Source organism: Acinetobacter sp. CAU_H_S170_2, from assembly GCF_058890445.1.
Genome location: NZ_JBZYAE010000001.1, coordinates 1,092,941 through 1,106,226, shown reverse-complemented (window position 1 = coordinate 1,106,226; position 13,286 = coordinate 1,092,941). Strand labels below are relative to the sequence as shown.

The window sequence follows — 13,286 nt, the reverse complement described above, 5'->3', positions numbered from 1 at the left end:
ATGGCTGACGTACTTCATCACGAAAACCACGGACACGATGAGCATCATCACCACGATGATACTGACATCACCGTCTTTGGTTTTTGGACTTATTTGATGAGTGACTTGATTCTATTCGGTACACTCTTCATTGCATTCGCTGTTTTAAGTAGCCATGTGCCTATGGGCACACCAAGTGCAAAAGAATTATTCGGTGAGTCTTTAGGTTTCGTTTTAACTGAAACTTTCGCTCTCTTGATCTCTTCTGTAACTTTTGGTTTTGCGGTTCTTGCTGCATACAAAAAGAACGTCAACCAAGTTTTAACTTGGTTAGCGATCACTTGGTTATTCGGTGCTTCATTCATCGGCATGGAACTATATGAGTTTAATCACTTAGTTCATGCTGGCCACGGTCCAAGCGTAAGTGCGTTTTTATCGTCGTTCTTTACTTTAGTAGGTACGCACGGTATTCACGTAACTTCAGGTTTGGTATGGATGATCATTTTGATGATTCAGATCAAGAAAAATGGTTTGACTCTTCCAAACACTCGTCGTCTTGCTTGCCTAAGCTTGTTCTGGCACTTCCTTGACATCGTTTGGATCTGTGTATTCAGCGTAGTTTACTTGATGGGAGTTCTATAATGAGTCACGATCATAACTCAGCTGGTGCTTCACACGGTAACACCAAGCAATACACGATCGGCTTTATCCTTTCAGTTATCCTGACCGTAATTCCATTCGGTATGGTAATGGCTGGTGGTTTTGGTCGCGGTATTGTTATGGCAGTTATCGCAATTACAGCGGTTGCTCAGGTTCTAGTTCAATTAGTTTACTTCTTGCACATGAACTCATCTTCAGAGCAACGTTGGAACGTGATTGCATTTATCTATACAGTACTTTGTATTGCTGTACTTCTAGTCGGCTCTGTATGGATTATGAACTACTTACACTACAACATGATGATCTAAACTGATCGTCATGTTGAAAAAGTATTTATTCCTGACTAAACCAGGAATTCTCTTTGGTAACTTCGTTACCACTCTGGGCGGCTTCTTTTTAGCCGCTCAGGGGTCTGTAGATTTCCTCCTTCTTCTCATCACTCTACTCGGTACAACACTGGTTGTTGCTTCTGGCTGTGTCGTCAATAACGTCATTGATCAAGATATTGATCAAAAGATGGAACGGACGATGAACCGTGCATTAGTTAAAAAAACCATCAGTCCTTCCGTAGCTTTGGCATTTTCTGCTGCGCTTGGAATATTAGGTTTCGCCCTACTCTGGTTCTTTGTTAATGCTTATGCCTTTGGCTTTGCTGTACTTGGTTTTGTGGTTTATGTGATTTTTTATAGTCTATGGAGCAAACGCACATCCATTCACCAAACCGTGATTGGAAGTATTTCTGGTGCTAGTCCACCAGTGATCGGCTATACAGCTGTGACCAATGAATTTGATGTTGCCGCATTGTTGCTTTTCTTAGCATATGCACTTTGGCAAATGCCTCATTCATGGGGAATTGCGGTATACCGCTTTGATGACTATAAAAATGCAGGCATTCCAATTTTACCTGTAGCACGTTCAATTTTCCGCACGAAAGTTGAAAGCTTGATTTATGTCTTGCTGTTTGCTGCGGTGTTAAATGGTTTGTATTGTTTTGGCTATACCAATATGTTTTTTCTTATCACCTTTAACGCACTCTGTGCTTATTGGGTATATTTATCAATCATTGGTTTTAAAGCTGAAAATGATCAGGTTTGGGCAAAACGCTATTTCTTATATTCAGTGATTTTAATTACTGCATTAAGTTTTAGTTTTAGTTTTAGCTATGTCTCACCTGCTCCACATTTGCCGCTGTTTTAAAAAAGATAGAGTTCTCTCTATCTTTTTTATTTCAACTTATTCAATATTTAAGTCTAGTCTTTAAGTTGTTACCATAGCAGACACAATAATAACTCATGCTCTGCAATGAAAATGCCATCACAATTTTTTAAAAAATCTATTTTTATTAGTCTGTTCCCTATCACTCTTGCTTATAGCACGCACAGTTTTTCTGGTTTCGATGTTTCTTGCTACCCATCGACCAACATTCAAACCAATGCCTATACAGCCTGTGACAATTTGCCTGCACTCACACCCGCCAATGACAATCAAACCAATATGCTCTTACTTCTGAGCGACATGGGTTTGGCCAAATTGAATTTTAATCAGCCAAATAATCCGCTTTGGGAAACTGAATATAGCAACGTACCATTTGCGGCTAAAACATTGTTTGAAGGCGTAACCAATAAACGACCGAATGCCCGATTAAAACCGAACAATGAAAAGACGCCTTACCAAGAACATTGTAGTAGCCTAGACAATGGTGCGGATCAATTTACCCAGCAGGTGAAAGCCGACAAAAATCTCAGCAAAGCGGAAAAAGATTTACTAATTCAAGAAAGACAAAATATCTCGGCCTGCGACCGTGATCTTGCCCTCATCCAAGTCAATCCGAACTGGTCTATACAAGCACGTCAGTATGCGTCTTATTTAAATGCAACCATTGCCTTTTATAATAGTAACTTTTCCATAGCTACTAAAATTTACTCAGTATTAACTACGGTTGATCAGCCTTGGATCAAAGAAACATCACAATATATGTTGATTCGTAGCAGCCTCAATGAAAGCTATCAGTCGGGTGTAGGTAAATATGGCGACTTAAAAATAGATAAAGTAGATCAGACTTTACTCAAAAACACCTATGAGCATATTACTACCTACTTCAAACGCTTTCCTGAGGGAAAATATGCTGCAAGTGCACGCGGTTTACTACGTCGTTGTTATTGGCTGAGTGGAAATACCGAACTCCTGACCAACGAACTCGCATGGCAAATCAATCATCCTGATTCCAAATACTATAATTTAGAGCTCGATAATCTAGCCTTCGAAATGGATCGCCATGTTTTTCAAAGCCGCTCATTCAATGCAAAAAATCTAAAAGATCCCTTCTTTCTGACCATTTCAGGTTTAATGCAAATGCGTCAGGTAACATCGGCAGAAGATAAAGTCTTAAGTTGGTCTGAACTCAACAACCAAAAAACACTATTTAAGAGTCAGCCAGAACTGTTCCAATACCTACAAGCCAATCACTTATTCTTTGTACAGAACAAACCAACTGAAGCTTTAAAATATTTGCCAGAACATTCCTCTAATTCAATTAATAGTTACCTTCAACTCAGTCAAATATTGTTAAAAGGGCGTATTTTAGAAAAACTGAGACAAACTCAAAATGCGCAGCAGTATTGGGAAGGCTGGCTGAGTCAATCAAAATCCATTGAACAGCGTGGCTTATTTGAGCTGATGCTGTATCCACATTATGCTCAGCAGCAAAGTGCAAACCTATTCATCGGTTCAAATGCTAAAATCAAACAAGCTTCATTGCAAAAAAGCTTTATTGAAAATCAAGCCAATGAAAAAAGCTTAATGCAAATTGTACAGAGCAAAGCATCAAGTACAGATCAAAAAAATTTAGCTTTATATAAAACTTTGCAAAAGTCATTGGTACATCAGAACTTTAAACTGTTTAATCAAGCCTTTGTACTGCTACCACAAGATGCCGCAAAGTATAAATATGACTCAGAAACATATCAAAACTATAAAAATCAACCGCCCCTTAGTGATTTCATTTGGGCAGGAACGCAAATTACGTCACAGATTCAATGCCCTGACTTATTCAGTCTGACTCAGAAACTTGAAAATTCACCTCAAGATTCAAAACTCCGACTTTGTTTGGGTTAATATGCGCGCTCGCCTCAAGGTTATAACATAAGCTATGTCACCACTTTAGAAAAAGAAACTGCTAGCTTCCAAGGTGCAATTTTTACCCGTGGCCAAGTGTATAAAGACATCATCAAATCCAGTTCTGTACCAGATTTAAAAGCATATGCTCTTTATCGCTCAATCATGTGTTATTCACCAAGCGGGATGAATGACTGTCAGGATGCAGAAGTTGAAAAATCCACCCGGAAACAATGGTTCGACCACATTAAACGCGACTATCCAAGTACCTCTTGGGCACAATCTTTAAAGTATTACTGGTAAGACTATATGTTGAAGCAGATTTTTTCCGTTGTTATGACGCTGATCTGTATGCTGAGCATCATATCTTGTCAGCCGAGTCAGTCAGCTTCAACATCTAGTCGGGTAAATGCCGAAGACTATGATGCATTTTGGATTTGGGGCAATATTTCATCTGCCCCTTATCTAAATGCGGCTAAAGAAATTTATGTTTTACAAGGTGAGATCCGTTTAGATTCCCAAACACATCACTCTAAGCTCATACCGCAAGGTGTAAGCGTTTTAACGATTCCTCAGCAAAAGGTGTGGCTGGTTTTTCGTAATTATCATTTAAACTGGAATGGCCAAGAGCTTACACACATTCTAAAACGCGTTCAGCAATGGGAAAATGCAGGGAATCATATTCAAGGCATACAAATTGATTTCGATGCCAAAACCAAACACATTCACCAATATGCCCTATTTTTAAGTCAATTAAGAAAACAATTGCCTCAACACTATCAACTCAGTATCACGGGCTTAATGGACTGGACCAATGTCACAAATCAGGAGACTTTAAACCTCCTGAATAACACCATCGACGAGTTGGTCATTCAAACTTATCAAGGTTCAACCACCATACCCAACTATGCAGCTTATCTAAAAAAAGTTTCAGCACTGAAACTGCCTTATAAAATTGGCATCGTTCAATACGGTGAGTGGCATAGACCGCCAAAGCTTGAAAATGATACGAACTTTAAAGGCTATGTTGTCTTCCTTTTACGCTCAAAACCTCAAAATAATTAGGGCTTTTTAAGAGAAGTTCTTGAATTTGGCGAGCAAAGTCTCTAAAATTCCCCCTTCGCATCTAATGCGACACAACCTAGGTTGTGACTCCTTGCTTCTAACAACTTTTTGTTAGGGGCTGTTTAAACCGTAAGGAGCTGACAATGCGTCATTACGAAATCGTACTTTTAGTACACCCTGATCAAAGCGATCAAGTCGTTGGTATGGTAGAACGCTACCTAACTCACATCAAAGAAGCTGAAGGTCAAATTCACCGTCTTGAAGACTGGGGCCGTCGTCAATTGGCTTACCCAATCAACAAGATCCACAAAGCTCACTACATTCTTATGAATGTTGAGTGTGGTCAAACTACTCTTGATGAGTTAGAAGAATTGTTCCGTTACAACGATGCAATTATTCGTAGCCTTATCATCCGTCGTGAGAACGCTATCACTGAAGAGTCACTATTGGCTAAGAGTGCTGAAGAAAAACGTGCGCGTAAAGCTCAACGTGAAGAAGCACAACAAGCTCAAGACTCTGCTGAAGCATAAGGAGAACATCAATGGCACGTTTTTACCGTCGTCGCAAGTTCTGCCGCTTTACAGCTGAGAACGTTACGTACATCGACTACAAAGATATCGACACTTTAAAACAGTACATCACTGAAAACGGCAAGATTGTTCCTAGCCGTATTACAGGTACTAAAGCTCGTTACCAACGTCAATTAGCGCTTGCTATTAAACAAGCTCGCTACTTGTCTTTGATCCCTTACACTGACAATCATAAGTGAGGTTGAGCTGTGGATATTATCTTATTACAACGCATTAAAAACCTTGGTAAATTAGGCGATAAAGTTTCAGTTAAAGCTGGTTACGGCCGCAACTACCTTATCCCTCAAGGTCAAGCAGTAGCTGCTACTGAAGCTAACACTGCTGCTTTTGAAGCTCGTCGCGCTGAACTTGAGAAAGCTGAAGCTGATGTTTTAGCTGCTGCTCAAGCACGTGCTAGCCAATTAGACGAAGTTAACATCGTAATCACTGCGAAAGCTGGTGACGAAGGTAAACTATTCGGTTCTATCGGTACTCGTGATATCGCTGACGCGTTAACAAATGCTGGTCTTGAAGTTGACCGTGCAGAAGTTCGTTTACCGAACGGTGCACTTCGTCACACTGGCGAATTCAACATCGCAATCCAATTGCACCATGATGTTGTTGCTGAAGTTCTCGTTACTATCGTATCTGAGTAATTTCTTGCAAAAAAAAGAGCATGCTTTTGCATGCTCTTTTTTTTATCTCTATGAAAAAGTAGTTTCATTGCTCAGCTTAAAACTTCATCAGTCTGCCCCACAAAATGCCAAATTTGAATATTATGGGTTTTATCCATAAGCCTTGAATTCAGCACACAGCAGCTGCATTTTTTGATAAAGTGCATAGAGTTAAATGACTGTATTTTTTCCCAAATTTACAGTGAAATTTATCTTAAGTTATCCCTCTTACTGTATTAAAAATCAGGGCGTTATATGTCACAGGCGAATGCCACTGCTCAAAAGAGCTCATCGAAACAAGACAATAAACCGAATGAGTCAGGGCAACTGAAAGAATTCCGTACACCTCCGCATAACTTAGCATTGGAACAAGCCGTACTTGCCGCTTTAATGACGGTTGCTGAATCCTTTGAACAAGTTGGCGATGTACTCACTGAAAATGACTTTTATGCGACGCGCCATAAATATATTTTTCGCGCGATTGCACAACTCTCCAAAGACAGCTCACCCTATGATGCGGTTTTAGTGCATGACTGGCTCACTACACAAAACCTACTCGATGCAGTTGGTGGTGAAGAGTACCTGATGCAATTGATGGCAGACTCCCCGTCTAGTTTCTATAACATGGAAACTTATGCCACCAAGATCAAAGAATTTTCGACTTTGCGCAGCATGATCAAGGTTAGTTCTGAAATTTTACAAAATGCCTATGACACCAAAGGTCGTAACGTCAGTGAAATTTTAGATTTGGCCGAAACTAATATTTTCTCTTTGGCTGAACAACACAATAACAATGCCAAAGCTCAAGGGCCTAAAGCCATCAATACAGTTGTAGCTGATGTATTTGATAAGCTTAATGAGCTGTCGCAAATGGAAGGCAGCATTACAGGCTTAACTACAGGCTTTCTTGAACTCGACAATAAAACCTCGGGCATGCAAGCAGGTGATTTGATTATTGTTGCAGCGCGTCCATCGATGGGTAAAACCACTTTTGCCATGAATTTAGTGGAAAGCGTGCTGTTTAATAATGACTTACCTGCCTTGGTTTACTCCATGGAGATGCCAGCCGACTCCATCGCCATGCGTTTAATTTCATCTTACGGGAAAGTCCATCAGGGACATTTACGTTCAGGTAAACTCGATGGTGATGAATGGTCAAAAGTGACCGGCACCATTTTGCAACTGCAAGAGAAAAAGCTCTATATCGACGACTCCTCTGCTCTTCCACCTACAGAAGTTCGTGCTCGCGCACGTCGTATTGCCAAACAGCACGATGGTAAACTCGGCTGCATCATGGTCGATTACTTACAGCTAATGAAAGTACCAGGCATGGGTGATAACCGTGTCGGTGAGATTTCGGAAATTTCACGAAGCTTAAAAGCTCTTGCCAAAGAAATGATGTGTCCTGTGATTGCACTATCGCAGCTTAACCGTTCCCTCGAGAACCGTCCCAACAAGCGTCCCGTGATGTCAGACTTACGTGAATCTGGTGCAATCGAGCAGGACGCCGACTTGATCATGTTTATTTACCGTGATGAAGTCTATAACAAAGAATCCAAAGAAGCAGGCACTGCCGAAATTATTATTGGTAAACAACGTAACGGCCCTATTGGTACCGTTCGACTTGCTTTTGAAGGCCAATATACCCGCTTTAGTAACTTATCCCCTGAGTTTTATGCTCAGTACGATGATGAGGAATAATTAAAAACTCATCGTCGCCCTTCCATGACCCTGTAGGAGTAATTAGGGTGCGTCAAGCAACAGTTTATATTGATAGCCAAGCGCTGCAATATAATTTAAACCGTGTCAAACAACTTGCCCCAAACGCGAAAATCGTCAGCATGGTCAAAGCCAATGCTTATGGACACGGAGTCAAAGACTGTTTAGCAGCCTTAAGTGAAACCGATGCCTTTGGCGTCGCCTGTTTAGAAGAAGCATTAGAGATTCGTGCACTCGGCTTTAAACAGCCTATTACCCTGATTGAAGGTGTTTTCTCAGCAGATGAAATGCAAACCGTCATTGAGCAAAATATCGAGTGCGTGATTCATCAGCAACAGCAAGTCGATTGGTTGATCGCACATAAAACCGCATATATCGCACAAAAGCTCAAAGTGTGGGTCAAACTCAACAGCGGTATGAACCGTTTAGGCTTTAAAATTGCTGAAATCATTGCTGTCATCAACACATTGAAAGCAGAAGGCTTTACATGTGTCCTAGCAATGCACTTTGCCAACGCCGATGCGGATCACCCACTCAATGAGCAGCAACGTGCGCAATTCCTACACATCAAAGAAGCCTGTTCACCCATCCTAGCCTCATGTTGTAACTCAGCTGCTATATTTAAATGGCCAGAACTTAATTTTGATTTTGTCCGCCCCGGTATCATGCTGTACGGTGCATCCCCTTTTGCCGATAAAAATGCACATGACTTAGACTTAAAGCCCGTTATGACCTTCACGGCGGAAATTATTGCATTAAATACCATTCAAGCAGGTGAAGGTGTGGGTTATGGTTCGCATTTTGTCGCGAACCAAGAAACTGAATTGGCGATTGTTGCGATTGGTTATGGAGATGGCTACCCACGTGCATTTCCAAAACAAAACCATGTTGCTATAAATGGTCAGGCTGCAGCTGTTGTGGGCCGAGTAGCAATGGACATGATTGCGATCGATGTGACGGGTTTAAACGCCAAACTCGGTACAAAGGTTGAACTCTGGGGTAAAAACCGCTTAGTTGACGATGTTGCGGAAGCCAATGGAACTATTGGTTATGAGCTACTTTGTCGGTTAAGCAATCGCCCTACACGTAAGCAAATTTAAACAAAAAAGCCCAAGTTATACTTGGGCTTTTTTCAACCTAGACTCTCATCAGACTGGGCATCATAAAGGTCTTGCAATAGTTGATCAATTTGTTGTTGACTCATGATCTGCGGTTCAAATGTTGCAAAACCCATTTCACGCATTTTGGTATGTACGCTACTCATACGTTGCACATACTTCATCCCCCAAGCTCTAAAATGTGCCGCGTTAATCGTTTTCACCTCAAAGACTTTGATATCTTTATGTCTAGGGTCTTTCAATAATTTCGACATTAATAATTCTAAAACCTCTTCACCCCCTTCTAAGCACTGGAAATAATGCTGATCTGCATAATAAAGAATGCCTGAAATATTATGCAATGCATTAAAATCACGTGCTTCCTTTAAAATGTCTCGAACATCTTGAAGAAGCTGTACATGATCCAAAGTTGAAGTACTTGCATAGCAAATTTGCTGCATAGACTTCCCCAATTTATTGATTTCATTATTTTTAGCATTTAGCACGTTTATACTAAATAGTCATCCGTCGGCTTTGCCAATTCTTGCAATCCTTTTCTTAAGGTATCTGACCATTGCTTGCTAATGCTTGAAAAATACGGATCCTCTTCATCAATCCGCTTACCCACTGGAATATGTAAACTATCTCTTGTATACACCAAAGCATCTAAAGGCAAACCTACAGAAACATTGGAACGTAAAGTTGAGTCAAAAGAAATCAAACTACACTTCACCGCTTCGTCTAAGGGCATGTCATACCGTAATGCACGATCTAGAATCGGCTTGCCATATTTACTTTCACCAATTTGAAAATACGGCGTATCTTTGGTCGCACAAATAAAATTCCCCTGCGGATAAATATTATAAAGTTGCATTTCTGCCCCTTTAATTTGTCCACCGACCAATAAGCTACAGTAGTAATTACTCTGTTCCTGCGTGTCCGGCGCCATATCCGCCAAGACTTTTTTCAAAGTATGTCCAACCAACTCAGCCGCTTCGAACATGGTATTGACACTATATAAATTCGGTTCTTGGCTTAACTCCAGATGATTTTTTAAATGTCCAATCACCGCTTGGGTCGTTGCTAAATTTCCTGAGGTTTGAATCGCAATAAAGCGTTCACCCTCCACACCGAAGGTATACAGTTTCCTAAACACGGATATATGGTCTACACCTGCGTTCGTACGTGTATCACTTATAAAAACCAAACCATCTTGCAGACGAAGTGCACAACAATAGGTCATAGAACATCCTTTTTCAGCTAAACCTTAACAACTTAAAACTTGTACCATGGAATGCATCGATTCCACCCCACCTTTTTCACGTACGCCACGAACGGGAGCCACATCCCAATAATCGCGCCCAATAGCTACATAGATATGTGACTGTGGTTTGAATAATTGATTACTGGTATCAAAACAATACCATGCATCATCAATATATACCTCGGCCCACGCGTGACTGGCGAGGTGTGAAGTTTCAGGCACATGCAAATACCCCGATACATAACGTACCGGTAAGCCCAGATGCTTGCACATAGCAATAAAAACATGACTATGGTCCTGACATACACCTTGTTGCCCATTGAATGCATCAATTGCCGAAGTTAACACCGAAGTTTCGGCAGGTACATAAGGAATATGCACTAAAACTGCTTCTGACAGTTTCATCAAATTTTCCCGATTCAACTCAGGCACATACTGATGTGCAAATGCCTTCATTTCAGCATTGCACTGGGTATTGAGCGTCGGCTGTAAAAATAAATTGGGATTCAGCCGATCTTGTATACCATGTTCTGCCAAGCTATTAATTTCAACAATGCCCTGTGCCATTATGGTCAGCTGTTGATAGGCTTCACGTTGCGAACTAGTAATCCAAATATTTTGGAAGGCATCCCGTTTTTCTTCACGCTCTCCTGGCACACTCACATGCCAGTGACATACCTTTTGGTGCGAATTATTCGTGGGTGTCATTTTGATATATTGAATGCTGTTCAGGGCCAATTCACTATATTGATAATGCGTTTGGTGATTGATCATAAGTTTCATACATCAACCTCAAACAATTGTTGAATATAATCACTAAAATGATAAAAACTCATCGCATCAGGTTGTGATTTGAGCTCTAGCCAAGCTTGTGCCAAATTTAGCCAGCCCATTTCTTTTAACAACATAACGATGTTTTCTATTTCAACTAAAGTATTTTGTGCATCTTGTTTCAGGCGGATTTGACGGTCGAGCTGCTCAATCATTTGCCCCAAACTAAAGAATAAAAAGACATCACTGGCTTCAGACTCAAGTACATCCTGACACTCTCCAACCACATCACAAATATAGGCGGTGTTTTCAGTGGCATTTTTGATAAATTGATTCAGTTCCGCGTAGGCCTTTGCAGATAAAATCCCGCGCAAGTCTTGTACATTACTCTTAGCACTTTGAAATTGCTGGTTAAATGAAGCAGGGTTGTTTGGGTTTAAAATCAGCTCATTCAGTGAGCACGCATCAAAAGCAGGCAAACAAAATGCATGCGCATAATCCATTGCAGGCTGGTCTTGGGTAAAAGGAAACTGAGCACACAAATATTGAGTACGTGTTAAATAACGCCCTAACCAAAAAATATTTTCAGCATTGGTGCTTAATAAAATCATAGTTCTACCCTCATATTTGTTTATTTTATGAATGTAAGTTTTCCACGACCCAAGTGTCTTTAATTCCTCCTCCTTGGGATGAGTTGACCACCAACGAACCTTCTTTCATCGCAACACGTGTTAAACCGCCAGGGACAATTTCGGTACGATACGGTGAACTGAGCACAAACGGTCTAAGGTCAATATGACGCTCAGACACACCCGATTCAGTCATGGTTGGACTGACAGAAAGTTCTAATGTGGGCTGGGCAATATATAAATGCGGCGTCGCCATGAGCTTATCTCTAAATTGCTCAATTTGGCTTTTACAGGCTTGCGGTCCAATCAGCATACCATACCCACCCGAACCTTGCGCCTCTTTGACCACTAACTGCTCAAGGTTCTCCAGTACATAAGCCAAATCTTGCTTGTTACGGCATTGATATGTCGGAACATTTTTTAAGATAGGTTTTTCACCTAAATAAAACTGAATCATTTTATCGACATAAGGATAAATCGATTTATCATCCGCAACCCCTGTGCCTGGTGCATTCGCAATAACCACGTTATGACTCAAATAAGCCGACATCAACCCTGCGACACCTAAAGTGCTATTCGGCATAAAGCACAGCGGGTCAAGGTATGCATCATCCAAACGGCGGTAAATTACATCTACTCGTTGACGGCCACGAATGGTTTTGACATAGACCTTATCATGTTCTACAAATAAATCGCGTGATGTCACCAAAGGCACATCCATTTCACGGGCTAAAAAAGCATGTTCATAATAGGCACTATTAAAACGTCCCGGTGTCAACACCACGATGAAAGGCTGATCGACATAAGCATTTTCAGCCAAGATTTCTTTTAGTAATTGTGGGTATTGTTCTATGCCTAAAATATGGTTCTTCTGCATCAAATCAGGCATAAGTTTTTCACTAATCTTACGACTTTCAAGCATATAAGATACGCCCGATGGCGTTCTTAAATTATCTTCGAGTACATAAAACTCACCCTGCCCATCACGGATAATATCAATTCCACTAATTTGGCTATAAATCTGACCTTTTAAACGGTGCTCATACATATGCGGTTGATAAGCCTCATGCGTCAACACTTGCAGTTCTGGAATAATTTTCGCTTTGAGAATGTCTTGTTGATGGTAAATATCATGTAAAAATAGATTTAAAGCTCGCACACGTTGTGCAGAGCCAAGGGAGATTTTATTCCATTGTTGTTTGGCGATCACACGTGGAATTAAATCATAAGGAATGGTGCGCTCAATGCCCTCAGATTCACCATATACAGTAAACGTAATACCTTCATATAAAAAATGCTGTTTGGCAATTTGGTTCAGTTCTTCGAGTTCTTCTACACTATGCTGTGACAACCAGTGCTCAATACGCGTACAAGCCTCACCAGACATCGCTTGGTCATCTGTCATTTCATTAAAGAAATTCGAGGTCATTTGATGAAACAATCCAGCAGACTGGCTCGATAGACGATCATGAGAGTGAATCGGATTTAATACAGGAGAGTTAAGCTTATATCCGTCCAACATCGTATTTACATTTGTATCTTTATCTTCTTTAAACATACAAACCTCTCAATTGTTATCGATATGTAACCCATACGTAGCAATATCTATGCCATGGATTTCTAAAGATGCTTTGTTTATTAATCGATAAAAAACGCATTGCTTCAATTCTATTTCGCATTAAGTTGTGTCAAAAAATATAACTGAAAAATTTCAAGCAAAGCTTGCTTAAACGAATGAGTTTTCT

14 protein-coding genes and 1 pseudogene are annotated in these 13,286 nt (G+C 40.6%); 10 read left to right on the top strand and 5 right to left on the bottom strand.

The window, feature by feature from the left end:
* The 10 genes and pseudogenes from cyoC (at position 1) to alr (ending at position 8,880) form a co-directional block, all read left to right on the top strand.
* Positions 1-621, top strand: a complete 621-nt coding sequence (gene cyoC / locus AC5EUN_RS05415; RefSeq protein ID WP_004696446.1) for a cytochrome o ubiquinol oxidase subunit III — start codon at positions 1-3, stop codon at positions 619-621.
* Complete coding sequence (locus tag AC5EUN_RS05410) at positions 618-947, top strand: cytochrome o ubiquinol oxidase subunit IV (protein WP_026056475.1); 330 nt, start codon at positions 618-620, stop codon at positions 945-947. The genes cyoC and AC5EUN_RS05410 overlap by 4 nt, the downstream gene beginning before the upstream one ends.
* 10 nt (positions 948-957) lie before the next feature.
* Positions 958-1,836, top strand: a complete 879-nt coding sequence (gene cyoE, locus AC5EUN_RS05405; protein ID WP_004982036.1) for a heme o synthase — start codon at positions 958-960, stop codon at positions 1,834-1,836.
* 105 nt (positions 1,837-1,941) lie between these two features.
* Positions 1,942-4,056 (top strand): annotated as a pseudogene (locus AC5EUN_RS05400) (PA5441 family protein).
* A 6-nt stretch (positions 4,057-4,062) separates the two neighbouring features.
* Positions 4,063-4,818, top strand: a complete 756-nt coding sequence (locus AC5EUN_RS05395; RefSeq protein WP_029575054.1) for a DUF3142 domain-containing protein — start codon at positions 4,063-4,065, stop codon at positions 4,816-4,818.
* A gap of 143 nt (positions 4,819-4,961) precedes the next feature.
* Complete coding sequence (gene rpsF, locus AC5EUN_RS05390; RefSeq protein WP_004696436.1) at positions 4,962-5,348, top strand: 30S ribosomal protein S6; 387 nt, start codon at positions 4,962-4,964, stop codon at positions 5,346-5,348.
* 11 nt (positions 5,349-5,359) lie between these two features.
* Positions 5,360-5,587 (top strand): 30S ribosomal protein S18, encoded by a 228-nt coding sequence (gene rpsR, locus AC5EUN_RS05385; protein ID WP_004278792.1) that lies wholly within the window; start codon positions 5,360-5,362, stop codon positions 5,585-5,587.
* 9 nt (positions 5,588-5,596) lie between these two features.
* Positions 5,597-6,043 carry a 50S ribosomal protein L9 gene (rplI, locus tag AC5EUN_RS05380; RefSeq protein WP_004696433.1) on the top strand — a complete coding sequence of 149 codons (447 nt, stop codon included), beginning with the start codon at positions 5,597-5,599 and terminating at the stop codon, positions 6,041-6,043.
* A gap of 273 nt (positions 6,044-6,316) precedes the next feature.
* Positions 6,317-7,762 carry a replicative DNA helicase gene (gene dnaB / locus AC5EUN_RS05375; protein ID WP_004696432.1) on the top strand — a complete coding sequence of 482 codons (1,446 nt, stop codon included), beginning with the start codon at positions 6,317-6,319 and terminating at the stop codon, positions 7,760-7,762.
* Positions 7,763-7,809: 47 nt separating this feature from the next.
* A complete protein-coding gene (alr, locus tag AC5EUN_RS05370) occupies positions 7,810-8,880 on the top strand; it encodes an alanine racemase (protein ID WP_010327039.1) in 1,071 nt (356 codons plus the stop codon).
* 32 nt (positions 8,881-8,912) lie between these two features.
* On the opposite strand, the gene AC5EUN_RS05365 is transcribed toward alr, so the two are convergent.
* From AC5EUN_RS05365 to AC5EUN_RS05345, 5 genes are read right to left on the bottom strand one after another with little or no spacing between them, the layout of a single operon-like run.
* Positions 8,913-9,338 carry a BLUF domain-containing protein gene (locus AC5EUN_RS05365; RefSeq protein ID WP_010327040.1) on the bottom strand — a complete coding sequence of 142 codons (426 nt, stop codon included), beginning with the start codon at positions 9,336-9,338 and terminating at the stop codon, positions 8,913-8,915.
* Positions 9,339-9,385: 47 nt separating this feature from the next.
* Positions 9,386-10,120 (bottom strand): proteasome-type protease, encoded by a 735-nt coding sequence (locus tag AC5EUN_RS05360; RefSeq protein ID WP_004696423.1) that lies wholly within the window; start codon positions 10,118-10,120, stop codon positions 9,386-9,388.
* Positions 10,121-10,144: 24 nt separating this feature from the next.
* The gene (locus tag AC5EUN_RS05355; protein ID WP_010327041.1) at positions 10,145-10,924 is read right to left on the bottom strand and encodes a transglutaminase family protein; all 780 of its coding nucleotides are present in this window, start codon (positions 10,922-10,924) and stop codon (positions 10,145-10,147) included.
* Entirely contained in the window at positions 10,921-11,523 is a 603-nt protein-coding gene (locus AC5EUN_RS05350) for an alpha-E domain-containing protein (protein ID WP_010327042.1), read from the bottom strand. The genes AC5EUN_RS05355 and AC5EUN_RS05350 overlap by 4 nt, the downstream gene beginning before the upstream one ends.
* 25 nt (positions 11,524-11,548) lie before the next feature.
* A complete protein-coding gene (locus AC5EUN_RS05345; RefSeq protein WP_010327043.1) occupies positions 11,549-13,099 on the bottom strand; it encodes a circularly permuted type 2 ATP-grasp protein in 1,551 nt (516 codons plus the stop codon).
* Between the last annotated feature and the right edge of the window lie 187 nt (positions 13,100-13,286).

Bases quoted from the DNA above. Each gene is read 5' to 3' on its own strand.
- cyoC (WP_004696446.1), top strand. From the start codon at position 1: ATGGCTGACGTACTTCATCACGAAAACCACGGACACGATGAGCATCAT.
- cyoE (WP_004982036.1), top strand. From the start codon at position 958: ATGTTGAAAAAGTATTTATTCCTGACTAAACCAGGAATTCTCTTTGGT.
- AC5EUN_RS05395 (WP_029575054.1), top strand. From the start codon at position 4,063: ATGTTGAAGCAGATTTTTTCCGTTGTTATGACGCTGATCTGTATGCTG.
- rpsF (WP_004696436.1), top strand. From the start codon at position 4,962: ATGCGTCATTACGAAATCGTACTTTTAGTACACCCTGATCAAAGCGAT.
- rpsR (WP_004278792.1), top strand. From the start codon at position 5,360: ATGGCACGTTTTTACCGTCGTCGCAAGTTCTGCCGCTTTACAGCTGAG.
- dnaB (WP_004696432.1), top strand. From the start codon at position 6,317: ATGTCACAGGCGAATGCCACTGCTCAAAAGAGCTCATCGAAACAAGAC.
- AC5EUN_RS05365 (WP_010327040.1), bottom strand. From the start codon at position 9,338: ATGCAGCAAATTTGCTATGCAAGTACTTCAACTTTGGATCATGTACAG.
- AC5EUN_RS05360 (WP_004696423.1), bottom strand. From the start codon at position 10,120: ATGACCTATTGTTGTGCACTTCGTCTGCAAGATGGTTTGGTTTTTATA.
- AC5EUN_RS05355 (WP_010327041.1), bottom strand. From the start codon at position 10,924: ATGAAACTTATGATCAATCACCAAACGCATTATCAATATAGTGAATTG.
- AC5EUN_RS05350 (WP_010327042.1), bottom strand. From the start codon at position 11,523: ATGATTTTATTAAGCACCAATGCTGAAAATATTTTTTGGTTAGGGCGT.
- AC5EUN_RS05345 (WP_010327043.1), bottom strand. From the start codon at position 13,099: ATGTTTAAAGAAGATAAAGATACAAATGTAAATACGATGTTGGACGGA.